At 63.9% G+C, this 25,481-nt stretch carries 28 protein-coding genes; 6 read left to right on the forward strand and 22 right to left on the reverse strand.

Annotated features, from left to right (window positions below; all coding sequences use genetic code 11):
* Positions 1 to 55: 55 nt before the first annotated feature.
* The 5 genes from AB7532_RS29255 to AB7532_RS29275 all read right to left on the reverse strand — a co-directional run bounded on the left by AB7532_RS29255 (position 56) and on the right by AB7532_RS29275 (position 5,173).
* On the reverse strand, positions 56 to 1,105 hold the full coding sequence (locus AB7532_RS29255) for an L-idonate 5-dehydrogenase (RefSeq protein ID WP_441238146.1): 1,050 nt from the start codon (positions 1,103 to 1,105) through the stop codon (positions 56 to 58).
* Positions 1,102 to 2,508, reverse strand: a complete 1,407-nt coding sequence (locus tag AB7532_RS29260) for a TRAP transporter large permease (RefSeq protein WP_441238147.1) — start codon at positions 2,506 to 2,508, stop codon at positions 1,102 to 1,104. The genes AB7532_RS29255 and AB7532_RS29260 overlap by 4 nt, the downstream gene beginning before the upstream one ends.
* A gap of 4 nt (positions 2,509 to 2,512) precedes the next feature.
* The gene (locus AB7532_RS29265) at positions 2,513 to 3,091 is read right to left on the reverse strand and encodes a TRAP transporter small permease (RefSeq protein WP_441238148.1); all 579 of its coding nucleotides are present in this window, start codon (positions 3,089 to 3,091) and stop codon (positions 2,513 to 2,515) included.
* Positions 3,092 to 3,320: 229 nt separating this feature from the next.
* The gene (locus AB7532_RS29270) at positions 3,321 to 4,280 is read right to left on the reverse strand and encodes a sialic acid TRAP transporter substrate-binding protein SiaP (RefSeq protein WP_441239376.1); all 960 of its coding nucleotides are present in this window, start codon (positions 4,278 to 4,280) and stop codon (positions 3,321 to 3,323) included.
* A gap of 89 nt (positions 4,281 to 4,369) precedes the next feature.
* Positions 4,370 to 5,173, reverse strand: a complete 804-nt coding sequence (locus AB7532_RS29275) for a FadR/GntR family transcriptional regulator (RefSeq protein WP_441238149.1) — start codon at positions 5,171 to 5,173, stop codon at positions 4,370 to 4,372.
* 139 nt (positions 5,174 to 5,312) lie between these two features.
* On the opposite strand from AB7532_RS29275, the gene AB7532_RS29280 reads away from it, so the two are divergent.
* Positions 5,313 to 6,782 carry a mannitol dehydrogenase family protein gene (locus AB7532_RS29280; protein WP_441238150.1) on the forward strand — a complete coding sequence of 490 codons (1,470 nt, stop codon included), beginning with the start codon at positions 5,313 to 5,315 and terminating at the stop codon, positions 6,780 to 6,782.
* 98 nt (positions 6,783 to 6,880) lie between these two features.
* On the forward strand, positions 6,881 to 7,288 hold the full coding sequence (locus AB7532_RS29285) for a nuclear transport factor 2 family protein (protein WP_441238151.1): 408 nt from the start codon (positions 6,881 to 6,883) through the stop codon (positions 7,286 to 7,288).
* Positions 7,289 to 7,312: 24 nt separating this feature from the next.
* Here AB7532_RS29285 and AB7532_RS29290 read toward each other — a convergent pair whose 3' ends face one another.
* Positions 7,313 to 8,098, reverse strand: coding sequence for an HAD family hydrolase (locus AB7532_RS29290; RefSeq protein ID WP_441238152.1), 786 nt, complete (start codon positions 8,096 to 8,098; stop codon positions 7,313 to 7,315).
* A 112-nt stretch (positions 8,099 to 8,210) separates the two neighbouring features.
* Here AB7532_RS29290 and AB7532_RS29295 point away from each other — a divergent pair, with 112 nt between their 5' ends.
* A complete protein-coding gene (locus AB7532_RS29295) occupies positions 8,211 to 9,062 on the forward strand; it encodes an SDR family oxidoreductase (protein WP_441238153.1) in 852 nt (283 codons plus the stop codon).
* A gap of 110 nt (positions 9,063 to 9,172) precedes the next feature.
* The gene (locus AB7532_RS29300; protein ID WP_441238154.1) at positions 9,173 to 10,441 is read left to right on the forward strand and encodes a serine hydrolase domain-containing protein; all 1,269 of its coding nucleotides are present in this window, start codon (positions 9,173 to 9,175) and stop codon (positions 10,439 to 10,441) included.
* A 58-nt stretch (positions 10,442 to 10,499) separates the two neighbouring features.
* On the opposite strand, the gene AB7532_RS29305 is transcribed toward AB7532_RS29300, so the two are convergent.
* Both AB7532_RS29305 and AB7532_RS29310 read right to left on the reverse strand, forming a co-directional pair.
* Positions 10,500 to 11,387: a dienelactone hydrolase family protein gene (locus tag AB7532_RS29305; RefSeq protein ID WP_441238155.1), complete on the reverse strand. Its 888-nt coding sequence runs from the start codon at positions 11,385 to 11,387 to the stop codon at positions 10,500 to 10,502.
* A gap of 256 nt (positions 11,388 to 11,643) precedes the next feature.
* Positions 11,644 to 11,796, reverse strand: coding sequence for a hypothetical protein (locus AB7532_RS29310; protein ID WP_441238156.1), 153 nt, complete (start codon positions 11,794 to 11,796; stop codon positions 11,644 to 11,646).
* A 227-nt stretch (positions 11,797 to 12,023) separates the two neighbouring features.
* Between AB7532_RS29310 and AB7532_RS29315 the strand changes: the two genes are divergently transcribed.
* Positions 12,024 to 12,602 carry a MarR family winged helix-turn-helix transcriptional regulator gene (locus AB7532_RS29315; RefSeq protein ID WP_441238157.1) on the forward strand — a complete coding sequence of 193 codons (579 nt, stop codon included), beginning with the start codon at positions 12,024 to 12,026 and terminating at the stop codon, positions 12,600 to 12,602.
* A gap of 13 nt (positions 12,603 to 12,615) precedes the next feature.
* On the opposite strand, the gene AB7532_RS29320 is transcribed toward AB7532_RS29315, so the two are convergent.
* Positions 12,616 to 13,548, reverse strand: a complete 933-nt coding sequence (locus tag AB7532_RS29320) for a hypothetical protein (protein ID WP_441238158.1) — start codon at positions 13,546 to 13,548, stop codon at positions 12,616 to 12,618.
* 810 nt (positions 13,549 to 14,358) lie between these two features.
* Between AB7532_RS29320 and AB7532_RS29325 the strand changes: the two genes are divergently transcribed.
* On the forward strand, positions 14,359 to 15,132 hold the full coding sequence (locus AB7532_RS29325; RefSeq protein WP_441238159.1) for a response regulator transcription factor: 774 nt from the start codon (positions 14,359 to 14,361) through the stop codon (positions 15,130 to 15,132).
* A gap of 121 nt (positions 15,133 to 15,253) precedes the next feature.
* On the opposite strand, the gene AB7532_RS29330 is transcribed toward AB7532_RS29325, so the two are convergent.
* The 13 genes from AB7532_RS29330 to AB7532_RS29390 all read right to left on the reverse strand — a co-directional run bounded on the left by AB7532_RS29330 (position 15,254) and on the right by AB7532_RS29390 (position 25,391).
* A complete protein-coding gene (locus AB7532_RS29330; RefSeq protein WP_441238160.1) occupies positions 15,254 to 15,709 on the reverse strand; it encodes a hypothetical protein in 456 nt (151 codons plus the stop codon).
* A complete protein-coding gene (locus AB7532_RS29335) occupies positions 15,706 to 16,218 on the reverse strand; it encodes a flagellar biosynthesis protein FlgN (protein ID WP_441238161.1) in 513 nt (170 codons plus the stop codon). Before AB7532_RS29335 ends, AB7532_RS29330 begins: the two co-directional genes overlap by 4 nt.
* A 39-nt stretch (positions 16,219 to 16,257) precedes the next feature.
* Complete coding sequence (locus tag AB7532_RS29340) at positions 16,258 to 16,743, reverse strand: rod-binding protein (RefSeq protein ID WP_441238162.1); 486 nt, start codon at positions 16,741 to 16,743, stop codon at positions 16,258 to 16,260.
* Positions 16,740 to 17,159: a hypothetical protein gene (locus AB7532_RS29345; RefSeq protein WP_441238163.1), complete on the reverse strand. Its 420-nt coding sequence runs from the start codon at positions 17,157 to 17,159 to the stop codon at positions 16,740 to 16,742. The genes AB7532_RS29340 and AB7532_RS29345 overlap by 4 nt, the downstream gene beginning before the upstream one ends.
* Positions 17,160 to 17,165: 6 nt before the next feature.
* The gene (fliR, locus tag AB7532_RS29350) at positions 17,166 to 17,918 is read right to left on the reverse strand and encodes a flagellar biosynthesis protein FliR (RefSeq protein WP_441238164.1); all 753 of its coding nucleotides are present in this window, start codon (positions 17,916 to 17,918) and stop codon (positions 17,166 to 17,168) included.
* Positions 17,915 to 19,996: a flagellar biosynthesis protein FlhA gene (gene flhA / locus AB7532_RS29355; protein ID WP_441238165.1), complete on the reverse strand. Its 2,082-nt coding sequence runs from the start codon at positions 19,994 to 19,996 to the stop codon at positions 17,915 to 17,917. The genes fliR and flhA overlap by 4 nt, the downstream gene beginning before the upstream one ends.
* Before the next feature lie 75 nt (positions 19,997 to 20,071).
* Positions 20,072 to 20,338: a flagellar biosynthesis protein FliQ gene (gene fliQ, locus AB7532_RS29360; RefSeq protein ID WP_014492683.1), complete on the reverse strand. Its 267-nt coding sequence runs from the start codon at positions 20,336 to 20,338 to the stop codon at positions 20,072 to 20,074.
* Positions 20,335 to 20,754: a flagellar hook assembly protein FlgD gene (gene flgD / locus AB7532_RS29365; protein WP_441238166.1), complete on the reverse strand. Its 420-nt coding sequence runs from the start codon at positions 20,752 to 20,754 to the stop codon at positions 20,335 to 20,337. Before flgD ends, fliQ begins: the two co-directional genes overlap by 4 nt.
* Before the next feature lie 15 nt (positions 20,755 to 20,769).
* On the reverse strand, positions 20,770 to 21,189 hold the full coding sequence (gene flbT, locus AB7532_RS29370; protein WP_441238167.1) for a flagellar biosynthesis repressor FlbT: 420 nt from the start codon (positions 21,187 to 21,189) through the stop codon (positions 20,770 to 20,772).
* On the reverse strand, positions 21,189 to 21,533 hold the full coding sequence (gene flaF, locus AB7532_RS29375; RefSeq protein ID WP_441238168.1) for a flagellar biosynthesis regulator FlaF: 345 nt from the start codon (positions 21,531 to 21,533) through the stop codon (positions 21,189 to 21,191). The genes flbT and flaF overlap by 1 nt, the downstream gene beginning before the upstream one ends.
* Positions 21,534 to 21,598: 65 nt before the next feature.
* Positions 21,599 to 22,645, reverse strand: coding sequence for a flagellar hook-associated family protein (locus tag AB7532_RS29380; protein ID WP_441238169.1), 1,047 nt, complete (start codon positions 22,643 to 22,645; stop codon positions 21,599 to 21,601).
* Positions 22,646 to 22,648: 3 nt separating this feature from the next.
* Positions 22,649 to 24,124 carry a flagellar hook-associated protein FlgK gene (flgK, locus tag AB7532_RS29385; RefSeq protein ID WP_441238170.1) on the reverse strand — a complete coding sequence of 492 codons (1,476 nt, stop codon included), beginning with the start codon at positions 24,122 to 24,124 and terminating at the stop codon, positions 22,649 to 22,651.
* Between the two features lie 34 nt (positions 24,125 to 24,158).
* A complete protein-coding gene (locus tag AB7532_RS29390; protein ID WP_441238171.1) occupies positions 24,159 to 25,391 on the reverse strand; it encodes a flagellar hook protein FlgE in 1,233 nt (410 codons plus the stop codon).
* Positions 25,392 to 25,481: the final 90 nt, after the last annotated feature.

Consider the following 25,481-nt stretch of genomic DNA (forward strand, 5'->3'; position numbering starts at 1 on the left):
GTTTTCGAGCGAAGTGGGTACCGGTTCGCGTGAAGAAAACGCGTCAAAACAAATGTCAATTCGCGGTCAGCACGACCTTGACGCTCTGCGAGCGGTCGAGCGCGAGACGCAGCGCATCCGGCGCGGTGGACAACGGCCGCTCGGCGGTGACCAGCGACAGCACGTCGACGCTGCCGTTGCCGATCAGCTCCACCGCGTTCATGAACTCGAAGCCGAAGCGGAACGAGCCGCGCAAATCGATCTCCTTGGCCATCACCGCATTGGCCGGCACAGGAATCTGGCCCCCCGGCAGATTGCCGATCTGCACCACCACGCCGCCGCGCCTGATGATCCCGATCGCGCTGGCGAGGCCTGCAGCCGTGCCCGAGACCTCGAACGCCACGTCATAGGGACGCGAGGCGGCCTGCGCCTTCAGCCCCTCTTCACCGCCCGAGACGTTCTCGACATGCGAAGCACCGAGCCGGGTCGCGAAGGCCAGCGGCGCCGGCGCGATGTCGGCGACCGTGACGTCGGCCATGCCGGCGCGGTGCGCGGCAAGCATGGTCAGGAGCCCGATCGGGCCGGCCCCGAAGATGATCCCGCGCTTGCCCTCGATGTTGCCGGCGCGCGCGACCGCGTGCAGGCAGACCGCGAGCGGTTCGGCCAAGGCCGCAGCCTGATAAGACACATGGTCGGGAATCTTCACGCACTGCGCAGGGACCGCATCGAAATAGTTCGCAAAGCCGCCCTGCATGTGCGGCGTCTTCGATGCCGACCCCATGAAGTAGATGTTCTCGCAGAGGTTCGGCCGGCCTTCGCGACAGGCGACGCAGTGGCCGCACCAGCGCGACGGATTGACGGCGACACGGTCGCCGACCTTCAGGTTGGCAGCCGAACCTGAGATCTCCACGACCTCGCCGGAGATCTCGTGGCCGAGAATCAATGGCGATTTCACGACGAAATCGCCGGTCCGGGCATGACGGAAGTAGTGCATGTCCGAGCCGCAGATGCCGCCGGCGCCGAAGCGGATGCGCACCATGCCGGAGGCCAACTTGTCGAGCGGATGCTCGACCATACGCAGATCTTCGGGGCCGAACAGGGTTGCGGCGAAAGCAGTCGATGTCATTTGGAAAGTCCCATGTATTTCGGCAGCCAGAGGGTGAGTTCGGGGATGTAGGTGATCGCAATCAGCGCGATCATCAACGGCACCAGCCAGGGCAGGATCGCCACCGTCGTGCGCTCGACCGAGAGCTTGGCCACGCGTGCCAACACGAACAACACCATGCCGAGCGGCGGATGCAGCAGGCCGATCATCAGGTTGAGCGTCATGATCAGACCAAAGTGGATCGGATCGATGCCGAGCTTGAGCACGATCGGCAGCAGGATCGGCACCAGAATGGTGATCGCCGCCGTGGTGTCGATGAAGCAGCCGACGAACAGGATCAGGACGTTGGCGAGCGCCAGGAACACCCATTTGTTGTGGGTGATGCTGAGCATCCAGTCCGAGAGCATCTGGGCGGCCTGCGACACCGTCAGCAACCAGGCGAAGATCGAGGCTGCGGTCACGATGAACAGGACCGAGGCCGTGGTCTCGATGGTGTCGAACGTCGCCTTGGCCACGGTCTTCAAGGTCATCGTACGATAGCGCACGAGGCCGAGGAACAGCGACCAGATCACGGCGGCGACCGCGGCTTCCGTCGGCGTAAACCAGCCGAGCGTCATGCCGCCGATCAGGATCACCGGCGCCATCAGCGCCATCACCGCCGAGAAGTCGAAATACCAGTCGATCAAGAGCAACGTGCCGAGGCCGATGACGACCGCCATGTTGACCGAGAGGCCGGCAATCACCATCAGCCAGATCGCCATGGGAAAAGCCAGCACGATGGCGATCTCGAGGCCGGCCGAGCCGAGCTGCGGCCAGGAGAACGGCGTGTCGCTGCCCCATTTGTTCTTGCGCGCGAAGTAGGTGACCGTCGCCATCATCAGCAGCGTCATGACGATGCCGGGAACGACGCCGGCCAGAAACAGCGCGCCGATCGAGACGTTCGCCATCATCCCGTAGATCACGAAGGGCAGCGACGGCGGAATGATGGGGCCGAGCGTGGCCGAGGCCGCGGTGACGCCGACCGAGAACTCCGTGGAGTAGCCGTGGTCCTTCATGGCCTTGATCTCGATGGTGCCGAGACCGGCGGCGTCCGCGATCGCGGTGCCGGACATGCCGGAGAAGATCACCGAGCCGATGATGTTGACGTGGCCAAGGCCGCCGCGCATCCAGCCGACCAGCGCGACCGCGAATTTGTAGATGCGCCCGGTGACGCCGGCGATGTTCATGAGGTTGCCGGCCAGGATGAAGAACGGCACGGCGAGCAGCGGAAAGCTCTCGACGCCGGCGATCATGCGCTGTGCCAGCGTGACGTCGGGCGTCACGCCGCTGACCAGGATGTAGAGCAGCGACGACGCGGCCATGGCAATCGCCACGGGAACGCCGAGCAGCATCAGGACGAGAAAGCCTCCAAGCAACAGCAGCATGATCCTATCCTTCAAAACCGTCGTAGGCGCCGGGACGTTCGAGGATCGAATAACCCTGTCGCAAATGTTGTATGGCCACCTGCACCGAGCGCGCGAACATCAGCACGAAGCCCGCCAGCACGGCGTAGTAGACGTAATCCTTGGGAAGATTGATCGTCGTCATCGATTCATCGCCGATGATCTGGATGTAGACCCAGACCAGCTTGATCGCGTAGCCGAAGAAGGCGATGCGGATCAGGTCGATCGCGGTCGACAGCACACGCGCCACGACATGCGGCAGATAGCGGTAGATCAAATCGACCTGGATGTGCCGCGACAGCCGCACGCACATCGAGGAGCCGATGAAGACCACGCCGATCAGGCAGTAAGTCGCGATCTCCTCTGTCCAGGCATAGCTGTCGTTGAGCACATAACGGGTGAAGAACTGGAGGAAGACGGCAAGCGCCATCACCCAGAAGATCGCCAGCGCCACCCAGTCCTCGAAAGCGTAGACGCCGAGATCGACCTTCGGCGTCCCCTCCTCCTCGAAGGTATGCGCGATCTCGTCGCCGGTGATCTGCCGGTGCACTTCGGCGGTGGACATGGGTGCTACTCCTCAAACGACTTGAACGTCATTCCGGGGCGGCTCGAAGAGCCGAACCCGGAATCTCGCGTTAGTTCTACTGCGTCAAACTCGCTCCGCTCCTCATCCTGAGGAGCTTGCGAAGCAAGCGTCTCGAAGGATGGCCCCGGGCGACACCAGGGCCTTCATGGTTCGAGACGCGCGTTCCGCGCTCCTCACCATGAGGGTCTTAGGGCGAAGCAAGCCGCAGTCACTTCACCGCCTGGATGCGTTCCCAGTCGGCCTTGCGATAGCCGAAGGTCTCGAACGCGACGTTCTTCAACACGGTGTCGCGGAACTCGTTCTTGTCGACCTCGGTCACGGTCAGGCCCTTCTCCTTGAAGAAGGCGACCAGCTTGGCTTCGTTCTGCTTGATCTCGTCGGTCGCCTTGGCGGCGGCTTCCTGCGCGACGTCGGTGAAGATCTTCTTGTCCTCGTCGCTGAGCTTCTTCCAGAGCGCGCCCGCCACCACCGTGTTGAGATGGTCGACGATGTGGCCGGTCAGCACGATGTGCTTCTGCACCTCGTAGAACTTCTTGGCCTCGATCGTGGTCAGCGGGTTCTCCTGCGCCTCGACGGTGCCGTTCTGGAGCGCGAGATAGACTTCGGCGAACGCGATCGGCGCGGTGTTGGCGCCGCAGGCGCGCGGCATCGCGAGATAGGCCGGAACGTCCGGCACGCGCATCTTCAGACCCTTGAGGTCCGCGCAGGTCTTGATCGGCTTGTTCGAGGAAGTCTGGCGCACGCCGTAATAGGTCACGGCGACGATGTGGTGGCCGCTCTTGTCCTCATAGCCCTTGGCGAGCTCCTTGAAGATGTCGCTCTTGGTATAGGCGAGCAGATGGTCGGCATCGCGGAACGTGTAGGGATAGTAGGTCACGCCGATCGGCGCAAAGCTCTTGGCCGCGAAGCTCGAGCCGGAGATGATGATGTCGACCGAACCGAGCGAGAGGCCCTGGTTGATGTCGGCTTCCTTGCCGAGCTGCGAGGCCGGATAGACGTCGACCGTATAGCGGCCGTTGGTGCGCTTGCCGATCTCCTGCGCGGCCCAGACCGACGCAGTGTGGAACGGCTCAGAGGTCTCGTAGACATGGGCCCATTTGAGCTTGGTCTGCGCCATGCCTGGATTGGTCGCCGCGAACATTGCCGCGACCGACGTCGCCAGCACCATCGTCATCTTCTTCAACATTGTCTCATCCTCCACTGACTAAAGTCTGCTTCTTGTTCGCCCGCTACCAAACGGAGACGGGCCACCCAATCTCATCGCCGCCGCGCACTGCCGGTTTTGGCAGGACTCTTCGGGGCTTTCTTTGGTTTTGCCGGGGATCGCGCCGGCCGGCCCTTCCGGGCCGATGGCCCTGCGGTGGTCTCAGCGCCAAAATTCTGCGCAAAGCGTTCCTGCGAGCGCGCCAGATGTTTTCGCATGGCCTCGCGCGCGGCGTCCGGATCATGCACCGCAATCGCGTCGCGCACTGCGCGATGCTCGTCGAGCGCCGCGCGCCAGGTGCCGGGACTCTCGAAATAGTGCGCGAGCTGCGCGAAATAGGGATTGAGACGCTGATCGAACAGCTCGCCGACCACGCGCACCAGAACGGCATTGCCGAGGCTGCCGGCGATCGCGACGTGGAACGCACGGTCATGCACCATCGAGGCTTCGCCGGGATGCGCGACATTCTCCATCGCGACAAGCGACGCGTCGATGCGGGCAATGTCGTCCCTGGTCGCAACGCGTGCGGCCTGCTCGGCGATGGCGCTTTCAAGGAATTCGCGGGCGCGGAGCAGCTCGAACGGACCTTCGATGCCGGCGGCCGGCAGCGCAGGCGCGGCGTCGGCGGGTTCGGTCACATAGATGCCCGAGCCGACACGAATGCGGAGGCGACCCTCGACCTCGAGCGCGATCAGGGCCTCGCGCACCGTCGGCCGCGAGATCTTGAGCTGCTCGGCGAGCTCGCGCTCGGTCGGCAAGCGGCTGCCGACCGCGTACTCGCCGCTGTCGATCAGGCTTCGCAATTGATCGGCGACCTGGCGATAAAGCCGTCTCGCCTCCACAGCTTCCAGCGGCACGCTGGTCCTCCCGAAAGGGCCGTGCCGGGATCATCCCGGCCGCCCGCCAATTTTGGAAAATTGGTCTTACCAATTGACCGGAGCATTGACCTGATACAGGCGCCATGTCAAGCAGCGGCAAAGCAAAGGGGAGACGTCCATGCGCATTGGCAGCGCCAATCTCGACCGGTTGGCACCCCGCATCCGCCGCCCGGCCTATGACCGTTCGCGCGTCACGCCCGGCATCGTGCATTTGGGCCTCGGCGCCTTTCATCGCGCCCATCAGGCTGTCGTCATCGACGATTGCCTTGCCACCGGGGCCGCATCATGGGGCATCATCGGCGCGAGCCTGCGCAGCCCCGCGACGCGCGACGCCCTCGCCCCCCAGGATCATCTCTATACGATCGCCGTGCGCGCCGCCGAGGGCACCGAGCATCGCGTGATCGGCGCATTGCTCGACAGCGTCGTTGCGCGCGAGAAGCCGGCAGCTTTGGTCGAGCGGATGACCGACCCCGCCATTCGCGTCGTCTCGCTGACGGTCACCGAGAAGGGCTATTGCCATACGCCGCAGACCGGCGATCTCGACGAGCGGCATCCTGACGTCGTGCACGATCTCAACAATTTCGACGCGCCGCGCTCGGCGCCGGGCTTCATCGTGGCTGCGCTGGCGCGGCGGCGCGCGCAGGGCCTCGCACCCTTCACCGTGCTCTGCTGCGACAACCTCGCCGCCAACGGGCACACCGTGCAGCGGATCGTGACCCAGTTCGCCGCGCTCCGCTCCAAGGACCTCGGCAAGTGGATCGCGGACAACGCCGCCTTCCCTTCGACCATGGTCGATCGCATCGTGCCGGAGACCACGGACGCCGACCGCGACGCGGTCGCATCCGCGCTGGGCTTGCGCGACGCATGGCCCGTGATGACCGAACCCTTCACGCAATGGGTGGTCGAGGACCGTTTTGCGGCAGGCCGGCCCGATCTCGCCGCCGCGGGCGTCGAGCTCGTCACCGATGTCAGGCCGTTCGAGCTGATGAAGCTGCGGCTGCTCAACGCCAGCCATTCCGCACTCGCCTATCTCGGCTATCTCGCGGGCTACGAGACCATCGCCGATACGATGCAGGATCCGCATTTCGCCCGCCTCGCCGCGCAGGTGATGGAAGAGGCCGCGGTGACGCTGACGATGCCTGTTGGCACTGATCTCGCTGCCTACCGTGCTTCGCTGCTCAAGCGCTTCGCCAATCCGGCGCTGCATCATCGCACCTGGCAGATCGCGATGGACGGCTCCCAAAAGCTGCCGCAGCGCCTGCTCGGCGCGATGCAGGATCGCCTGCGCAAGGATTTGCCGATCGCGACGCACGCGCTCGCGGTCGCGGGGTGGATGCGCTATGTCACCGCGCGCGACGAGCAGGGCCGCGCCATCGACGTGCGCGATCCGCTTGCCGCCGAGTTCGCCGCGCTGGCGCGCGAGGCGGGTCCCGTCGCCGAGAAGCTCGCGCCCGCCTTGCTCGGCGTCGAAAAAGTGTTCGGGCCTCTGGGTGCCGAGCCGCGCCTGCGCGAAGCCGTGACCTCCGCGCTCGGCCGTCTTTATCGGGACGGCGCGCGGCGGGCGGTGGAGACGCACGTCTCGGCGTGACTACAAAGCGGGCAATGCTGCACTGCGGTCAAACGCGCACGCGAAATCGAACGGAAGTCGCGCTTGATTTTTGCCTGTCATTGCCGCACCCGAGAGGCATGGCAAAGGACACCAAGGTCATCGCCGCCAATGCGGCCTTCTACGACGCCTTTTCAACGGGCGACTTCGACGGCATGGAACAGATGTGGGCGGATGACGACGCCATTTCCTGCATCCATCCAGGCTGGCCGGCGATCATCGGCCGCGCCACGGTGATCGGAAGCTGGCGCGATATCCTGCAAAATCCGGAGCGGCCGCAGATCGTTTGCGCCGAACCGCAGGCCATCGTCGACGGCGACAGCGCCCGCGTGCTCTGCATCGAGATCGTCGACGGCACCGCTTTGGCCGCCGCCAACCATTTTCGGCGCGTCGGCGACGGCTGGCGGCTGGTGCATCACCAGTCGAGCCCGATCGCGCAGATTGTCGAGCAGGCCGAGGATGATAGAGCCAGCCACCGCGTGCACTGATCGCCGCCATCACGCTCGCGTGATCTACTGTGCATGGGGTTGTTTTTCAGTTTTTTGTTTTGGCCCCGCGAGTTCCAGCAAGTCATCCAGCACGACCCGCGCCTCCGAGAAGTCGTCGTCCCGAAAGAACATGCTTCTGGTGATGAGGACGGGGATGCCGGCACGCGACGCCGCGATCAGTCCGTTGCGGGAATCCTCGATGGCCAGGCACGCGGACGCGTCCAGCTTCAGTCGGGCCAGAACCTCGCGATAGACATCCGGCGCCGGCTTCTTGTGCTGAACGTCATCCCCCGCAACAACCGCATCGAAATCCGCCGCCCAGCGCGTCCCCAGCGTCCGCGACAGCAGCGCATCGATATTGCCATGCGACGTCGTGGTCGCGATCGCGAGCCGCTGCCCACGCGCCTTCGCCTCAGCGAGCAAATCAGCGACGCCGGGCCGCAAGGGGCAGCAGCCGGTATCGATCAGCTCGGCATAATGGGCGGTCTTGATACGGTGGAGTTCCGCGATGTCCGCACCCGACAAGGGCGGCGCGATCCACAGCCTCTCATGATAGGCACGCATGCGCTCCTTGCCGCCCGTCACCCGCAGCAGGTCCTTGTAGACGGCACGGTCCCAATGCCAATCGAGACCATGGCGGGCAAAGGCCTGGTTGAAAGCCCGCCGGTGCAATTCCTCCGTCTCGGCCAGGGTGCCGTCGACATCGAAGATCAGCGCGGCAGCACGCCGGATCAGCCCGGTGGCATCCGTCGGTGCGAGAGCGAGCGCGTCTGCCTGCATGATCGATGCTTCTCTGTGGTCGGCAACCATCCCCCGCACCGGCAGACGAGTAAAATCGCAATATCTTTTGCCCGACCCAAAAATCTCTTATGAGCGAGGGGCGCGCAGCTGGCGCGGGAACTCCGACCTGCACGGGAGATTCATGCGGCTCTTCATCCTCGGCCTTGGCTACAGCGCCCGGCACTTCGTCCGCCGGTTCGGCGGCAGCTTCCCCCATATCGCCGGCACCGTGCGCGATCCCGGGCAGCGGGACGATTTTGCCGGCATCGAGGTACACGCCTTTTCCGGGGGCAGTCCGTCACCGGAGACGGTCGCGCGTATCGGCGATGCCGATGTCCTTCTGGTGTCGATTCCACCCGGCAGCGCCGGCGATCCCGCCATTACGGCCTTCGGCGATGTGCTGGCGGCAGGCCACCGCCGAAAAATCATCTATCTCGCCACCATCGGCGTGTATGGCGATCACGGCGGCGCATGGGTCGACGAGAGCACGCCACCGCTCGCCACCTTCGATCGCACCCGACAGCGGCTCGCGGCAGAGCAGGCCTGGACGGATACGGTGCATGGCGACGTCGCGATCCTGCGGCTTGCCGGAATCTACGGTCCCGGCCGCAACGCGCTGGTGACGCTGCGCGCAGGGACGGCCCGACGCGTCATCAAGCCCGGACAGGTCTTCAACCGCATCCACGTCGACGACATCGCAAGCGCGATCATGGCCGCGGTGAACCACCAGGGCGGCGGCACCTGGAACGTCTGCGACGACGAGCCGTCGCCACCGCAGGACGTGATCGCTTATGCGGCGAAGCTGATGAACATCGCGCCGCCGCCCGAAGAGCCGTTTGAAACCGCCGAGATGTCGGCAATGGCCCGCAGCTTCTATGCCAGCAGCGCCCGGGTCTCCAATGCGAAGCTGAAGCGCGAGCTCGGTGTCGCGTTGGCCTACCCGACCTACCGGCACGCGCTTGATGCGCTGTGGCGCGCCGGAGAAGGACGATAGTTCCTGCGCGTCCCTGACATGCCCTGCCCGCGCTTGACTTCATTCGCGCGCGGTCGTGATCTGGGCGCTGTGCGAGCCACCGCTTAACGAGCTCGCCTTGGGAGGATGCAATGAACAAGACGATCGCCATGATCGCGGCGGCGGCTGCCGTCATCACGTTCGGAGCCGCGCGCGCCGCGCCGCTGCCCGAAGCGACCCCGGATGACGCCGGTTTCTCGAAGCAGGGTCTTGCGCGGCTCGACAGTTTCTTCGCGCGGGAGATCGCCGCCAAGCGCGTACCCGGCGCGGTCGTTGCCATCGCGCGGGACGGCAAGCTCGTGCACTACAAGGCCTACGGCATGCTCGATCCGGACAAGGGCACGCCAATGACGGTCGATGCGATCTTCGCGCTGGCCTCGATGACCAAGCCGATGGCGGCGGTCGCGGGCCTGACGCTGATGGAGAAGGGCCAGTTGCCGCTCCAGGCCAAGCTGTCCGATTACTATCCCGGCTTTGCCGACATGAAGGTCGGCGTTCAACAGGCGGACGGCTCGCTCAAGTTCGAGCCGCAGGCCTCGCCGATCTTCATCCACGATCTCTACCGGCATACGTCCGGATTGATGTATGGCGGCCGCCCGGACTCATCGAGCCCGGTGGCACGGCAATATCCTGATGGCACTGCGCCGGCGATCGAAGGCGATACCCAGGCCTTCATCGACCGCATGACAAAACTGCCGCTGGCGCACCAGCCCTCGACCGAATTCGAGTACGGCTTTTCGATCGACGTGCTCGGTGCCGTGGTCGAGAAAGTGAGCGAGCAGAGGCTCGGCGACTATCTCGCCACCAATGTCTGGCAGCCGCTCGGCATGAAGGACGCGACCTTCCATCCCACCGACGCGCAGCGCCCTCGCCTCGCCCGGCCGTTCGCCAACGATCCGCTGACCGGCAAGCCGCAGGCCATCAAGCTGCTGGATACCCCCACCCAATCCGATTGCGGCGGCGCCTGCTCGTTCGCGACGATGGGCGACTACGTCCGCTTCGGTCAGATGCTGCTCAACGGCGGCGAGCTCGACGGCCAGCGCATTCTTTCGCCAAAGACCGTGCATCACATGACGACCAACCACCTCGGCCCCGAGATCAAGAACAACGTGGCAAACATCGAGCCGCATCGCGCCGGCTTCGGCTTTGGCCTGGCGGTCGCGGTCCGCACCAGTGAAGGGCTGTCGTCGGTTCCCGGCAATCCCGGCGAGTTCACCTGGAATGGCGCCTACGGGACGCAGTTTTTCTGCGATCCCAAGGAGCGTCTCGTCGTCGTGGTGGGAACGGCGGCGCCTGGCGAACTGCGCAAATATTATCGCGAGCAGGTGCAGGACATCGTCTACGGCGCGATGACGAAGTGAGCTCGGTCCACTGAAATGGAAAGGGCGGCCACTCGGGCCGCCCCTCTGGATTCCGGCGTTAGCTCAACACTCCATATTTCTTGAACCAGGCCTCCGCCTGCTTCCAGGCGTCTTCCGCCGCATCCTTGCGGTAGCTGCCGCGGTAGTCGGCGTGGAAGCCGTGCGGCGCCTCGGGGTAGATCTTGAATTCGGCCGTCTTCTTGTTCTCCGCGAGCGCGGCCTTCATCTGCTCGACCTGGGCGACCGGAATGCCGGTATCGGCGCCGCCATAGAGGCCGAGAACCGGCGCCTTCATCTCGGGAGCGAGCTGCATCGGGCTCTTCGGCCAGAGCGGATTGGCGGGATCGACCACCGTGCCGTAGAACGCAACACCGGCCTTGAGCTTGCCGCTGTGGGCGGCGTATTCCCAGACCGTGCGGCCGCCGCGACAGAAGCCGATGATGCCGAGTTTCGCAGTGTCGCCGCCCTGCGCTCCTGCCCATGCCACCACCGCGTCGAGGTCCGACAGCAGCTCGGCGTCCGGCTTGGCATTGACGATCGGCAGCAGGTCCTTGATCTCGGCGACCTTGGTCAGGTCGGTGCCCTTGCGGAAGTAATAGTCGGGCGCAATCGCGAAGGCGCCGAGATTGGCGAGGCGCCGCGTTACATCCTTGATGTATTCGTGCAGGCCGAAGATCTCCATCGCCACAATGATCACCGGCGCCTTGGTGTTGCCGGCGGGGCGGGCAAAATAGGCAGGCATCTCCTCGGAGCCGACCTTGATCCTGGCATCGCCGGCCTGGAGGCCGCCAGTGTCGGTCGTGATCGCCTCCGCGCGGACCGGTCCGGCGGCAAGCGTGTAGCCGGCCGCGACAGCCGCAGTAGCGCTCATGAATCCACGACGCGAGACCGGGGCGACCTTCGTCAGCCCGACGACGTCGGACGTCATGGTGGTGTCAATGCTCATCGATACATCCTTCCTGGTGCCTGGCCCTGAATCCTTCAGGCGAGGCATTCGCCGATAGTTGCCGGCGAAATGCAAGTCACCAGCCTGCGAGCGCGCCGCGTTCAGGCCCACGTCGCGCCGCACCGCTTCCGAAGGTGACGCAGACTCCGGCGAACGGCAGCAAGCCGTACGATTGGTGCGATCGTATTTCGGATTTAACCGTCTGGCCGCATTGCGCCGCAACATCCATTAACCGAAACCGGTGGTTCTCCCGGCATCATTTGCGCTGCTGCGGGTTGCAGGCGCTGCGCTCGTGCGCGCGATTCGAAACGTCCGGCTGCAACAAATGGGCTGCGCGGTGGCCGTAAGGACACATCATGTTGCCCAGACGCGGCACTTGATCGGAATCCTGCGCGGCGACGCGGGTCATTTGACTGAAATTTTCAGAAGAGTTGAGCCGTGCGATTTACTCGAACTTTCTGTGTGACGCTCTAGTTCCACGTCCGAAACCTCCATCTCCAGAACGGAGAAGCGTCTTCCAAGCGCGGTGAGTCGTCCTCCTCGAGCGAAGCATCGCCCGACAGCCTCATTCCCGCCCGCCCAGATTGCGCGACCGAGAAGTCAATTGAATAAAGCTTTATCCGATCCGGACCTGAGATGATTTTAGCTCGCGAAGCGATTGAATTGTTGGGGCAGATGGCCCGCATCCTGTGGTTCGAAGGCACCAAGCACGGCCTGCGCGACCGCGAATGGATGGCGTTGCGCTTTCTCTCCCGCGCCAATCGCTTCTCGCGGACGCCCTCGGCGCTCGCAAGCTACGTCGGCACCACGCGCGGCACCGCCTCCTTCATCATCGGCGAGCTCGAACGGCTCGGATATCTGGAGCGCAAGCGCTCCGCCACAGACAAGCGATCGGTGATGCTGAGCGTGACGCAACAGGGCAAGAAATTCTTGGTGCGCGATCCCATCAGCGTTCTGCTCGAGGCGATCGCCGTCCTCGACGACGAGGCCAAGCTCCAGTTTCGCGACACGCTCCGGCACGTGCTCGATCAGGCGGACGCCGCCGAGCAGCGGCATCATACCGACGTTTGCAAGCGGTGCATCTTCCTGCGCGAAGATCGCGCCGCCGCCGACAGCAAGGCGAATGCCGAATTCAGCTGCCGCCTGTTTCGCGCGCCGATCGCGGAGGCGGAGGTCGATCTGCTATGCACCAGCTTCGAGCATCACCGCCAGTAGCGGCGGTGCTCGATCAGGGCGTCGCCTTGCGTGACGAATAGATGACACCACCGCTGGTTTCCACCACCAGACGGCCGTTCTCGGTCTTGATCTCCTCGATGCGGCCAAGGCCGGGCACCTGCTGTCCCAGCACGGCCTCGATCACGCCGTTCGGGCTTTGCAGGATCGCGATCCCCTCATAGGCCTGGCGAACCGACCAGCCCTTGATCACCTTGCGCGGCGCCGAAGGAGGAACCGAGCCGGTGATCTCAGGCGCGGCGACCGACGCCATCATCGGCATCGTCTGCGACGGCTGCTGCGCGGCAACGGTGGCCGGCGCCTGGGTCTGGGCTTGCGCCTGGGCAAGCTTGTCGAGCTTCACCGTCGAGGACGAGCTCACGCGCTCGATCCGGTCCAGGTTTTCGGCGAACCTGCCGAAACGGTCGTTGGTCGCCTTGCTCGACTGATCGACCGCGGTGCGCAGGCCGTCGAGATTTTCGGACACGCCCGACACCTGCTTGCGCAGCTGCGCGACGGTCTCGCGCAGATTCCTGATCTCCGTGTTGGCTGCAACGTTGCTCTGGGCGGGCTGCGTGGTGAGATAGGCGATGACGCCGGTGCAGGCGCAGACCACCAGGATCGCGGCCACTGCCAATGTCGCGAGCGGCGCGACCCATGTCGGCCGCGGCGGCGGCGGCTTGGCCACGATCACGGCCGGCTTCATCACGACTGGTGCAGGCTTCGGTATCGCCATCTTGTCGAGGCGCGCCTTGGCGCGAATACGCTTCAAGCCCTCGAGCGCTTCCTTCGCCAGAGTTTCGTCGTTCGCCGCAGCCGATGCACGCTTTGCATTTGCAGCGGGCCTTGCGGTCTGCGTCGTGTTTGTCGTGCGCGCATCCGGAGCAGGCTTCGCTGCCGCAGAAACATCAGCGGTCTCGTGGGGACGAGCTTGTCCATCGGACAACATGTGAAAATGCTCCGTTCAGTTCGATCTGTCGAACGACGAAGTTATTTGCCGAAGCTTGCCCGAAACGTGCGCATCGAAAACTTTTCATCGCGCGCGATGCGACGTCGCATGAGTCAAACGCGTCATACACATGGCGGGAGTGCGACTCGAAAGACACACACTCGCCAAGATTTCGCCAAGCTGGAGTCGCCTCGCCATACATGAGTCGAATTGTCGCACATGGAAACACCGGCAGGAGAGTCAATCCCGGGTTGAAAACCCCTCTATGCGCATCGACGCCAACACCACCCAAAATAGCTGTGATTATACGGACATGCGGAACTTTAAAAACGTCACAGTGCGAAACTAGTTCGGATATCAAATCAACTGATGCGGTTGGATATACAAAGAAACAACCGGCAATGAATCAACAGCATCAAACATACATAGCAATCGCTTTGCAGCGCGCGCTTGATCGGAAATCGGCAATTGTTACGGTCCTACTCAAGTGATTCTCGCCAGTTGGCGAGGAGATCGACTGGGTTCAGGTGCGTTCGGATAAGCAACTTGGCGCAACTGTTCTAGGTCGTCTCAATCCGCTCCGTGGGGTGATCCGTAAGACACCCGCCGGGCCTCACGCAGTAAGCGTTCAGTATCGAGTCGAAGTAGCAGGCCCGCACACGTGGGCACTGAATGCGTAGGGCTGCCCGCGAATATGAAACCATAACAACGGTTCGCGGGAAGGAATGTCGTCAAACAGCATCGTTGCCGAGCCGGGCATCACAACAAGCATCCGGCCGCAACAAAGTGCGAAACAGGGGCGAAAGACTGATGTATATTATCGTTGATGATCGCGAGAGCGTCACGAACAGCTACGTTGGAGGGCTCGTTCGCGAAGGTGTATCGTCGATCGGCTTCTCCTCCGGAGAATTCTGGGACTGGCTGCAATCTGCGAGTGAATCGGATCTGGCAGCGGTCGACGCCTTCCTCCTCGGGGATTGCGATGCCCGCGGAAGCCTGCCGCGGGCGATGCGCAAGCGCTCCTCGGCTCCCATCATCGCCATGAGCGGCCAGAAGATGCTCAAGAACACGCTTGAGCTGTTCGAATCGGGCGTCGACGACGTCGTGCACGTGCCGATTCACCTGCGCGAGATCCTCGCCCGAACGGCCGCAATCGCGCGCCGCCGGGTGGGCGAATTGCCGAGGCCCTGCGAGACCAGGGTCCAGGTCTTCTTCAACGGACGTGACCCCGAGATTGCGGGCCACGCCCTCACCCTGCCCCGCCGCGAGCTGCGCATTCTCGAATATATGGTCAGCAACCACGGCAAGTGGGTCACCAAGACGCAGATCTTCAACGCGGTCTACGGCATCTTCGAGTCGACCTTCGACGAGAGTGTGATCGAGAGCCACGTCAGCAAGCTGCGCAAGAAGCTCCGCGACCGCCTCGGCTTCGACGCGATCGTGGCCCGGCGTTATGTCGGATACCGCCTCAACATCCCGGCCGGCGAGACGACCATCGACGTGCCGATGCAGGAGCTCGACGAGGTCGGCATCCTCCTGAACAGGGCGCATGCGGCTCCGGTGGCGTACCCGGCCGGAAACTGACGCGACGGAGCACTGCCACGAAACCGACAACGGCCTCTGCGAAGCTTCCTTCGCAGAGGCCGTTGCACGTTCGGCGACGAAAATTGCGGAACAGAGGCCTCGCGACGCGGGCGCCGCGCACCTACTGCTTCTGGAATTCTTCCTTGGAAACGTAATTGAAGTCCTCGACGAGGACGTCCTGGACGATATCGGCCTGCATCCGCTGGTTGACGCGCTGCTTGATGGCCGTCGTGAGGATGGAAAGGTCGTAGCGGGCGAGCTTCCTGAAATCGAGCTTGTCGTCGGCATAGATCCTGCGGAAGGCCTCATCGACGACGAACGGCTCCGGCGGAACGTTGAGCTGGTGCATGGTCCGCCCCTCCATGGTGTAGACGAAGCGTGCGACGATGTAGCCCTGTACGCTGCCGCCTTCGACCATGGGCACGCTCAGCGCCCGCGTCTTCTGGTATTGCAGCCCCTCGAGAAATTCGTCCTTCGCCGGCAGCAGGCTGCCGTTTTCCTTCCAATAGGCCACGGCATAGCTCGTGCCCGCGGTGAGGATGCATACCCAGAGCCCGGCCAGCACGAGTCTGATCATTTTCCGTCCTGTGCTGCGCGCCCGGTATAGGTGCCGTCCGATTCGGCGTCTTTGATCGCCTTGACGATGATGGTCGCGACCTCACGCACCGCATCGTAGTGCATTTCGAGGATGGAGCGGTTTCGCTCGAGCTTCTCGCGCAACCGCTGAATCTCCTCGGTGACCTCGACCTCGCTGCCGAGATGCATCCTTGCCCGCATCAGGCGAACGAATTCGAGCATGCTCCGGCTCTTCCGGGCGCTGAAGTCGTCGAAATCGATCTTCTTGCCGGTCGCGAGCGCGACCGTCTCTTCCTCGACGATGGTCGCGAGCCGGCGTATCGCCGCCAGCAGGCCGCCGACCTCGTCCGATCTCACCGCGTCAGTCCCCTGGATCACCGCCTCGCTGCCGGCGTTCGGCAGCAACGCGGGCAACAGCGCATCGCCTGCCGCGGCTTCCGTCGTCATCGCTCCGGCGTCCACGACCGGCTGCTCCATCACCAGGCCCGCCGCGCCCTCTTGTGCCTGCATAGGAAATTCACCCCTCAACGTCTGTCACCCATTCCCTGACTATGATCCGGCCTTCGCCGTCGCGTCCGGCCCCGCCGGACGCGACGCGGCCAGCTGCTTGGCAATGCCAATGCCCTTGCCCTTTGCCAGCTGGGCGCCGAGCTGCTCCGCCAGCATCGACTTCCACACGCCGCCGGCCGTGCCTTTGCCGAAGACCTGCTCCGACTCCTTCGGCAGCATCGTCTCGACGAAGGTCTGGAGAATGAAGGCCTCGAATTTCCTGTACACCTCGCCGGATGCGGGCGCCTTGATGACCTGCACAGGCGGCCCGTTCACAGCCGTCGACTGGGCTCCGGCAACGACCTTCGACGCAGATTGATCGGCAGCGGCCGCCTTGGCCTTGCCGATCTCCGCATCCATCGTCGCGGCGAAATCGGCGTCCGACGATTTCAAGGCATCGAGCTTCGCCGTCGCTGCGCGCTGCGTCACGGGGTCGGCGGCATCGAGGACGTCGAGGACGAGGTCTGGCGTCGCGGTCACGATCATGTCTTGTTCCGGTTGGCTGGCCGCGGCGTCCAGTCGCGCGCGGCGGGGCTTATTCCCGTCATTTCTTCGAGCGAACGCGCTTCCGCGTCGCGGAGCTTGTCCGCAAGCGCGGCCTTGGCGACCTGCTCGAGCTGTTTCACACGGCGCGTCTCCGAACGGACCTGGTCGAGCTGCTGCGACGCCTGGGCCTGGAGCGCTCGCGCACCGACGCTCGTCCTGTTCAGGCGTCGCGCGATCGAGTCGCTCGACGAACCCGCCGGCGGCTGCCCTTCGTTCAAGGCTCCGACCAGCCATTCCTGCTCGTCCTGCAAGCTGCGCTCCTGCTGTCGCAGATGCGCGAGCTGCCATTCGGACAGCCGAAGCTGAAGCTTCACGAGTGAGACCATCCGGCCGAGCTTGTCCGCGCGCAAATTCATGACCGGTCACTCCGCCAGCCACGACGAGACCCCGAGCATGAACTGCGTCAGGAGTTCGTCGCTGGTGAGGTAGAGCAGCAGGAAGCCGCCGAACAGCACGAAGGGCACCGAGATGAAATAGACCGGAATCGCCGGCGTCAGCTTGTTGATCAGGCCAACGGCCAGGTTGACGATGACAGAGTAGACGATGAACGGGCTCGTGATCCGCAGCGTCAGCACGAACGCCTCGGACAGGCGGCTGACGAGCTGGTCGAGTGCCATGCTGCCGCCGATCCTGTTGCCGGGCTGCCAGACGTCGTAGGAATTCATCAGCCCGTGCAGAACCTGCCAGTGCTGGTCGGTCATGAAGAACAGCGTGGTGACGGCGGTCATGATCAGCGGCACCAGCGCCGGCGCCGGATCGGTGTCGCCAACCGGTGTTCCCGGGATGTTGCTCAACCCGATCGCGCTCGCCATCACGGTCGCCATGGTCTGGAGCGCGAGGAAGAACACGCGCCCGCCAAGGCCGATGACGCTGCCGACCAGCAGCTCGGAGCAGATCAGGAGCGCGAGCGTCAGCGGCGGGGCATTGTCGGTGAGAGGTTTCAGGACAGCAATCAGGATCGGCGTCAGCGCAAACGTCGTGACGAGTGCGACGAACAGCCGGACCTGGGCCGGAACGTTGATGCTGGAATAGCCGGGCACGAGCATCAGGCAGGCGCCGATGCGGCAGAACACGATGAACGTGACCAGCACGCTGTCGGTGAGGCCACTGATCACGATATGGCTCCGAGCGCCCTGATCTCGGCGCTGCGCGCGACCTCGACATGCGACAGGATCGGCAGGGTCGGGAACACCCGCTCCAGGATCATCCGGACATAGGGACGCGCTTCCGGGGTCACCGCCAGAACCACATTGGTGCCGTTCTCGGTGAACTTGCGGATCGCAGCGCTGGCCTCGGTCGCAAACTGCTCGATCAAACGCGGGTCGGCGTCGAATTCGATGACGTCGCCCTTGCCGTCGCGCTTCAGGCTCTGGTGGAACGCCAGGTCCCAGCGATTGCCGAGGCGGACGACGTTCAGCACGCCGCTGTCGGAGAGGTCGCCGCAGATCTGCTGGGCAAGCCGCGTCCGCACGTGCTCGGCGACCTGCTCGGAGCGCCGGACATGGGGAGCGATCTCGGCAATGGCCTCCAGGATCAGATGGAGGTTGCGGATGGACACACGCTCGGCCAGCAGGATCTTCAGGATCGCCAGCAGGCCCGAATAGGAAATCTGCGACGGGCAGAGATCCTCGACAAGGCGCTTGTATTCGGGATCGAGGCGGTCGAGCAGCCCGCGCATGTCCTTGTACGACAGCAGCTGTGCGAGGTTCGCCCTCAACACCTCACTCAGATGCGTGAGCAGCACCGACAGATTATCGACTGGCTTGCAGCCCTGACGCCTGACCTCGTCGGTGAAGGCCTCCGTCACCCACAGCGCCTTCATGCCGAAAGCGGGCTCGATCACCTCTTCGCCGGGAACGTCGGGCTTGCCGTCCTTGTCGACGAGCACCAGCACCTCGCCCAGCCGGAGCTCGCCATGGGCGATGCGCGTGTCGTGGATCCTGATCTGGTATCCCTTGGGATCGATCGACAGATTGTCGCTGAGCTTGATGTCGGGAACGACGAAACCGTACTGCTTGGCGAACTTCTTCCGGATCTTGCTGACCCGGTGCGCAAGCTCGGTGCGCGAGCCCAGCATATGAACCGAAAGATGACCGCCGAGCGACAGCTCGATCTCCGCCGTCTTGAGCGAGTCCTTGACGGAGTCCTTGGCCTCTGCCTGGGCGCGCTCATCGGCCTTCTGCGCATGCTCTTTCCGCTCGCGCGCGGCCTGCCGCCTCGGCAGCGAGTAGCCGACGAAGGCCATGGCGCCGCCGAGCAGAACGAACGGCGCCATCGGCAGCCCCGGCATCAGGGCCAGCACGAACATCATCAGCGACGCAGCCGACACGGCGCGGGGATAGCCGCCGAGCTGCCGCAGCACGGCCTGCTCGGCCGAGCCCCTCGTGCCGCCCTTGGAGACGAGCAGGCCGGCCGACAGCGACACGATGAGGGCCGGCATCTGCGTCACCAGGCCGTCACCGACGGAGAGCTTCGTGTAGATGTCGGCGGCGCGCGACAGGGTCAGCCCGTGATGGGTGACGCCGATGATGATGCCGCCGAAAATGTTGATCGCAGTGATGATCAGGCCGGCGATGGCGTCGCCGCGGACGAATTTCGATGCACCGTCCATGGCGCCGAAGAACGCGCTTTCCTCTTCGAGCTCGCGGCGTCGGCGCTGGGCCTCCTTGTCGTCGATCAGGCCCGCCGACAGATCGGCGTCGATCGCCATCTGCTTGCCGGGAATGGCGTCGAGGGTGAAACGGGCGCCGACTTCCGCGATACGCGTCGCGCCCTTGGTGATCACGACGAAATTCACCGTGACCAGGATGGCGAAGATGATCAGACCGATGACGAAATCGCCGCCCATGACGAATTTGGAGAAGCCGGCGACGACGTGACCTGCGGCCTGCTCGCCCTCGCCACCGCGCGACAGAATCAAGCGCGTGGTGGCGACGTTGAGCGCCAGACGCAGAATCGTCGCGATCAGCAGCACGGTCGGGAAGGCGGAGAAATCGAGCGGCCGCTGGATCCATAGCGCAACCATCAGGATCAGCGCCGACAGCGCGATCGAGAAAGCAAGTCCGAGATCGATCAGGATCGGCGGGATCGGCAGGAACAGGATCGTGAGCATGGCCACGATACCGGCCGCGAAAAAGGCGTCAGCCCCGATGCGTCGCGGGGTCGGCAGGCTAGCAGCTAACGTATCGGCCATGGGTCACCGGCAGAGGGTCCGCCCCCAATCTGCCGTGCAAAGCTTACGCGGGGGTGGTGCCCGGGCGCTCGCGGATCAGAAGCCGTGCTCGATCCGCGAATAGACCATCTCGGTGAAGGTGGAGAGATGGGCGCCGATGAAGGAACCGGAGACGGCGACGACCAGGAGGATGACGATGATCTTCGGCACGAAGGTCAGCGTCACCTCCTGGACCTGGGTCAGCGCCTGGATCAGCGCAATGGCGGTGCCGACCAGCATCGCGGCGCCGACGGCGGGGCCGGAGGCGACGATGATGGTCCAGATCGCCGCCTGGACGATATCGAGGGCGTCCCGCTCGTTCATGACTGGCTGATCGTGAGCCCGGGGCCGACCGCGACCTTCGTGCCGTCCGCGAGGTTTGCGATGGCACCGTCGTTATTGATGGAGATCGAGACGACCTTGCCGCTGAAGCTCGCGCCGGTTGCGTCGGTGAAGCTGACGGTCTTTCCGATCAGCCCGTTGGCCTGCGACAGCGACTGCGAGGACAGCAGCGCGTCCAGCTTGGTATTGGTCTGCATGGCCTGCTCGACCGTCGAGAGCTGGGCGAACTGGCTCATATATTGCGACGTGTCCATCGGATTGGTCGGATCCTGGTTCTTCATCTCGGCAACGAGGAGCTGAAGAAACGTATTGTAGTCGACGCTGTTGCTCGACGTGGTCGTAGTCGAGCTGGTCGAACTGGACTTGCTGGTGCTGTCGGTCGCGCTTGAAACGTTCATGTCACCTCTCCGCTGTCAGGCAGCCTCGAATGGAATTTCTGTGATGGCGCCGGCGAGGCTGGCCAGGATGGCGTCCTCCACCGGAAACAGCGCCCGGATCCGCTTGAGCGCCTCGAAATAGCGTGTGGTACCGACCAGCTCGTCGGTCGCAGCGAGCCCGTCGAGCATCTCGCGGCTTTCGCAGACCGCGAGCAAGGCGGCGTGATGCTCGCCATAGAGCGCCACCGCGGCGGCGACGTCGGTCGGATTCATCAGCATGAGCTGGACGATGAAATAGAGCTGCCGCAGCGCCGTGGTGGCGTCGGACGCTTGCATGACCTGCCCTTCGAGCAGGAACATCACGTCGTTGACGAGCTCGACCGACACCTTGCGGTCCACGCGCAGCACCGCGCCGTTGATGTAGATGCGCTCGCCCGCCCGCAAGGAAATCTTCATCAGAGCGCGTCCCGGATCAGGCGGTTGATCTCGATGAGCTGCATCACGTCGTTCGACCTCTCCTCGCGAATCCGATCCGCTTCCTTGACCACCCACAGGCCGATCGAGATGATGTCGGCGCGCAGCTTCTCGGGAAGTCCGTTCTCCGGATGCGCGAGATCCTCGATGAAGATCGTCCACAGCCGCCGCACATAGAGCAGGCTCTCGACCTGGTCCTCCCGGCTGAAGCGCCCTATCTGGAGTCGCTCGAGCCGGTCGATGCCGAGGCTGAGCGCCTGCCGCTCGCGGCCCCGCGCCTCATAGCCACTTTCATCGACAACCGCTCCATAGGCTTCAAACGTCATCAGAACCACTCTGCGCAGGAGACCAAACAAGACAAGGGTTACGAGCCTTCCGAAGCAGTCCGGGCTCAGAGGTAGTTGATGAGGCTGATCTTCTGGAGCTGCGAGGTGAGCGCGAGCGCCGTCTGGATCTGGGTTTGCAAGGTGTTGACCCGGACCGAAGCCTCGGTCGGGTCGACCGCTTCCATCTTGAGGATCTGATTGTTCAAGATGTCCTGCTGCGCCTTGAGCTTGTCGGTCGCGCCGGTGACCCGCTGCTGGACCGTGCCGACGCTGCCGCCGAGCGCAGCGAGATCGGTGATGGCGTTACCGACGAGGCCGATGGCCTTGTCCACGACGACCTGGAACGTCGCCTGATCGAGGTTCGCGTTTCCGAGATCCGCCATCATCGTGTAGGCCTCGGCGAGCTTGCGGAAGCCGGCCTGGTTGGCGCTCACGGACGTATCGGCGACCTCGGTCGTGGAGATGCGGCTTTGCATGACCTGGTCGGTCGCCGATGACCAATTGGCGTTCCACGCCGGGCTCGCGAACTCGGCATCGAAGGTGGTGTTGAGGAAGGTCTGCATCTGGGCCGGGGTAATGGTGCTCACGCTGGCCGAGGATTGCGAGAAGCCGAAGGTCGCCAGGAAATCCGCATCGACCTGGTTCTTGCTGGCCGAGCCGGCGGTGTAAGCCGTGACCGGCGTGTTCTGCGTGTTGATGCCCGAGAAGAGATACGAGCCGTTATAGGACACGTTCAGCGCGCCGATCAGGTCCTGAAGGTTGGAGGACGCAGGCGGCAGAATGATCCGGCCGCCACCGTCGGTGCTGCGGGCGGCGATCAGATCCTTGAGGAAAGACGTTGCAGTCGTGTTGAGCTGGGTGATGCGGTTCTGCGTCGTGTCCAGGCGCCCCGAGACGAGCCCGTTGGTGTCGACGAGCTGATCGGCGAAACTGAAGTCCGCCCTCAGCGTCATGTCGCTTCCCGTCGTGGCACCAAGCTCGAGACCGACATCGGCGAAGCGGCCGGTGGTGGCTTCCTTCGAGGCCTTGGACAGCGCGGCCTGATTGTTCGTGATCGAGGATCTCAACGACGAGGACAGCATCAAGGTCGAGATGTAATTCGCGCTCATCATGACTTAATTCCCCACGGCAGCCAGCAGGCTCTGCAACATTTCGTCGACGGTCGAGATGATCTTCGACGACGCCGAATAGGTGCGCTCGACCTGAAGCATCAAGGACATCTCGTCGTCCATATTGACGCCGCTGACGTTCGACAGCGCCGCATTGCTTCGTTCGAGCAGCGTGCTCTGGTATGTGGCGTTGTCGTCCGCGGCCTTGCGCTGGTTTTCGATCCAGCTCGTCGATGACGCCGCGAAGTCGCCCAGGCTGCCGCTCGGCTTGCCTTGCGTCGTCGCATCGAACGGCTGCGACGCGTCCATGCCGCCGATGAGCTGCTGGAGACGGGCCGAGAAGCCGCCATTGCCGGCGGTGTTGTACCGGTATGCGACGTTGCCGCTGATCGCGCCGTCGCGCAGGAGATTCGGATTGCCGCCAAGGGCCGGATCCACCGACGCGGCGACACTGATCAAGCCGGCAAGGCCGACCGAGACGGTGGCGCTCGCCGGCATCGCCGGCGCGCCTGAATAGGTGAAGAGACCGGGAACGTCGGGCAACGCCGCGCCGGTCTGATCGCTCTCCCTGAAGGTATTGATCAGGCCGCGCGCGATTTCGTCGAGCTGGCCCTGATAGGTGACCGTGTCCTTGTCACGCAGCTGAGCGAGGCCCGCAAGCTTGCCCGATTTCAGCGGCATCACCGAATTGGCGCCGGTGACCGGGACACCGTCGATATAGACCGCGTTGCCCGTGGTGCCTGCCGTATAGATGTTGGTCGCCGTAAAGCTGACCGAGCGCGCCGTCTTGTCGAACAACACGACGCCGCTGTCGGTATAGAGCGCAGCATCGCCGTTGGCACGGAGCGTCATCGAGACGCCGACCTCCTGCGACAGCTTCGAGACGATGTTGTCGCGCTGGTCGAGATAGTCCGTGACATCGTCACCGGAGATCGTTCCCTTGACGATCGCGGTGTTGACCTTTTCGAACTGGGTGAGCAGCTGGTTCATGTTGGCGACCGAGGTCGCCATGTCCGCGTCCGCTCCTTCGCGAACCGACTGCACGGTCTTGGTTGCCTGGTTGAGCGTGGTCGCCATGTCCTTTGCGGACGTCACCGCGGCCTGCGCCAGCGTCGTGTTGTCCGGGGCGTTGGCGTATTGCTGGAGCGCCTGCTTCAGCGCATTGAGCTGCGCCGTCGGCGACTGGTCGAGCTCCGGATCGTCCACCGTGGCTGCTGCGATCTTCTGGAGACCATCATAGATCGCGCTCTGCTTGGCCGACGACGAGGTCGCGATCAAGACGTTGTTGTAGAGACCCGAGCTGGCGGCGCGCTGGATCGCCGCCACGTAGACGCCGGTCCCGGGGAGATTGTCCAATACGGCAATCTTGCGCGAATAGCCGGTGGCACTTGCACCGGCGATGTTGCGCGAGATGGTCGACGATTGGATGCCCGACGCCATGAGCGACGAGCGGGCGGAATCGAGAGCAGCAGTAAGGGACATGATTGACTCTGGCCCGGAATGAGCGCGGAAGGGTTCAGCGCTTCAGGTTGACGACGACGTCGAGCAGGTCGGCGCCGGTCTGGAACGATTTCGAGTTCGCGGTGAAGCCGCGCTGCGCCTCGATCATCCCGGTCAGCTCGTCCGCGAGATCGACGTTGGAATCTTCCAGCGCGCCGGACTGGATCGTGCCGAGCCCGCCGGTGCCGGCATTCCCGGCCTGCGCGTTGCCGGAGTTGGCGTTGGTCGAATAGACGTTACCCGGCTCCGGAGTCAGATTGTCGGGGCTCTGAACGTTAGCGAGCATGAGCGTATAGAGCGTCAGCTGCTGGCCGTTCGTGAGGACGGCCGTCACGTGGCCCGCTTCGTCGACATCGACCTTGTCGATCGCCGCGGGGACGCTGCCGTTGACGGTGGTCTTGAAGCTGAAGTCGGTGCCGACCTGCGTCATGTTCGACAGGTCGAGAGTCAGCGCCGCGCCGCCCGGGACGTTCACGGTGAGACCCGTCGGGCTCGCCGCATCCAGCGCGCCCTTTCCGGCCGCCGTGGTGTCGAAGGTGAACGTGGTGGCGGGGGCGAGCGACGTACCCGTCGCGGAGTTGTACATCTGAACCTGCCAGGTATCCAGGCCAGCTGCCGTCGCCGTGTGGGACATGTAGACGTCGAGCGTCACAGGCTGGCCGATATTGTTATAGGCCACGATCGAGCTCTTCGATGAATACGATGCCGGGCCGGGCGGGCCGGCAATGACAGCGGCCGTCGGATCCAGGTTGCCGGTCGTGAGCGTTCCCGCCGTCGACGGCACGGGCACCTGCGAAACCTGGGCGATGTTGACGATCTGCATGCCGGCCAGGCTGTTTTGCGAGAAGTTGGTCACGAGACCGGGCTGACCGAGGAGGTAGTAGCCGGCCGCGTTGACCAGATTGCCCTGGCTGTCGGGAACGAACGAGCCGGCGCGCGTCAGGTATTGCTGCGTGTTGTTGGCGTTCGAGACCACGAAGAAGCCGTTGCCCTGAACGGCGAGGTCCGTCGTCGACGTCGTGAACTGGGTATGGCCGGAGTCGCTGATGGCATAACGGACGGTCGTCTCGACGGCACCGGAATCGTAATTGCCCGAGCCGCTCTTCAGGATCAGCGAGGAGAATTCGGTCGAAGCCCGCTTGTAGCCGGTCGTGTTGACGTTCGCGATGTTGTCCGAGACCGTCGACAGCTTGTTCGATTGTGCGGCCATTCCGGAAACGCCGGTGCGCATAATGCCGTAGAGGCTCATGGATTGGGCTCCTTTAGTAGTTTGTAATTACAATGGGGGTTCTTGCTTGCGCGGGGCTGATGGTTCGGAACCATGCACAACTTCATGTGG

It is taken from the genome of Bradyrhizobium sp. 930_D9_N1_4 (genome assembly GCF_052076015.1).
Taxonomy (GTDB): Bacteria; Pseudomonadota; Alphaproteobacteria; order Rhizobiales; family Xanthobacteraceae; genus Bradyrhizobium.

Excerpts from the sequence above, each read along its gene's own strand:
- AB7532_RS29255 (WP_441238146.1), bottom strand. The coding sequence starts at position 1,105 with ATGACATCGACTGCTTTCGCCGCAACCCTGTTCGGCCCCGAAGATCTG.
- AB7532_RS29260 (WP_441238147.1), bottom strand. The coding sequence starts at position 2,508 with ATGCTGCTGTTGCTTGGAGGCTTTCTCGTCCTGATGCTGCTCGGCGTT.
- AB7532_RS29265 (WP_441238148.1), bottom strand. The coding sequence starts at position 3,091 with ATGTCCACCGCCGAAGTGCACCGGCAGATCACCGGCGACGAGATCGCG.
- AB7532_RS29270 (WP_441239376.1), bottom strand. The coding sequence starts at position 4,280 with ATGGTGCTGGCGACGTCGGTCGCGGCAATGTTCGCGGCGACCAATCCA.
- AB7532_RS29280 (WP_441238150.1), top strand. The coding sequence starts at position 5,313 with ATGCGCATTGGCAGCGCCAATCTCGACCGGTTGGCACCCCGCATCCGC.
- AB7532_RS29285 (WP_441238151.1), top strand. The coding sequence starts at position 6,881 with ATGGCAAAGGACACCAAGGTCATCGCCGCCAATGCGGCCTTCTACGAC.
- AB7532_RS29290 (WP_441238152.1), bottom strand. The coding sequence starts at position 8,098 with ATGGTTGCCGACCACAGAGAAGCATCGATCATGCAGGCAGACGCGCTC.
- AB7532_RS29295 (WP_441238153.1), top strand. The coding sequence starts at position 8,211 with ATGCGGCTCTTCATCCTCGGCCTTGGCTACAGCGCCCGGCACTTCGTC.
- AB7532_RS29300 (WP_441238154.1), top strand. The coding sequence starts at position 9,173 with ATGAACAAGACGATCGCCATGATCGCGGCGGCGGCTGCCGTCATCACG.
- AB7532_RS29305 (WP_441238155.1), bottom strand. The coding sequence starts at position 11,387 with ATGAGCATTGACACCACCATGACGTCCGACGTCGTCGGGCTGACGAAG.
- AB7532_RS29310 (WP_441238156.1), bottom strand. The coding sequence starts at position 11,796 with ATGACCCGCGTCGCCGCGCAGGATTCCGATCAAGTGCCGCGTCTGGGC.
- AB7532_RS29315 (WP_441238157.1), top strand. The coding sequence starts at position 12,024 with ATGATTTTAGCTCGCGAAGCGATTGAATTGTTGGGGCAGATGGCCCGC.
- AB7532_RS29320 (WP_441238158.1), bottom strand. The coding sequence starts at position 13,548 with ATGTTGTCCGATGGACAAGCTCGTCCCCACGAGACCGCTGATGTTTCT.
- AB7532_RS29325 (WP_441238159.1), top strand. The coding sequence starts at position 14,359 with ATGTATATTATCGTTGATGATCGCGAGAGCGTCACGAACAGCTACGTT.
- AB7532_RS29330 (WP_441238160.1), bottom strand. The coding sequence starts at position 15,709 with ATGATCAGACTCGTGCTGGCCGGGCTCTGGGTATGCATCCTCACCGCG.
- AB7532_RS29335 (WP_441238161.1), bottom strand. The coding sequence starts at position 16,218 with ATGCAGGCACAAGAGGGCGCGGCGGGCCTGGTGATGGAGCAGCCGGTC.
- AB7532_RS29340 (WP_441238162.1), bottom strand. The coding sequence starts at position 16,743 with ATGATCGTGACCGCGACGCCAGACCTCGTCCTCGACGTCCTCGATGCC.
- AB7532_RS29345 (WP_441238163.1), bottom strand. The coding sequence starts at position 17,159 with ATGAATTTGCGCGCGGACAAGCTCGGCCGGATGGTCTCACTCGTGAAG.
- flhA (WP_441238165.1), bottom strand. The coding sequence starts at position 19,996 with ATGGCCGATACGTTAGCTGCTAGCCTGCCGACCCCGCGACGCATCGGG.
- fliQ (WP_014492683.1), bottom strand. The coding sequence starts at position 20,338 with ATGAACGAGCGGGACGCCCTCGATATCGTCCAGGCGGCGATCTGGACC.
- flgD (WP_441238166.1), bottom strand. The coding sequence starts at position 20,754 with ATGAACGTTTCAAGCGCGACCGACAGCACCAGCAAGTCCAGTTCGACC.
- flbT (WP_441238167.1), bottom strand. The coding sequence starts at position 21,189 with ATGAAGATTTCCTTGCGGGCGGGCGAGCGCATCTACATCAACGGCGCG.
- flaF (WP_441238168.1), bottom strand. The coding sequence starts at position 21,533 with ATGACGTTTGAAGCCTATGGAGCGGTTGTCGATGAAAGTGGCTATGAG.
- AB7532_RS29380 (WP_441238169.1), bottom strand. The coding sequence starts at position 22,645 with ATGATGAGCGCGAATTACATCTCGACCTTGATGCTGTCCTCGTCGTTG.
- flgK (WP_441238170.1), bottom strand. The coding sequence starts at position 24,124 with ATGTCCCTTACTGCTGCTCTCGATTCCGCCCGCTCGTCGCTCATGGCG.
- AB7532_RS29390 (WP_441238171.1), bottom strand. The coding sequence starts at position 25,391 with ATGAGCCTCTACGGCATTATGCGCACCGGCGTTTCCGGAATGGCCGCA.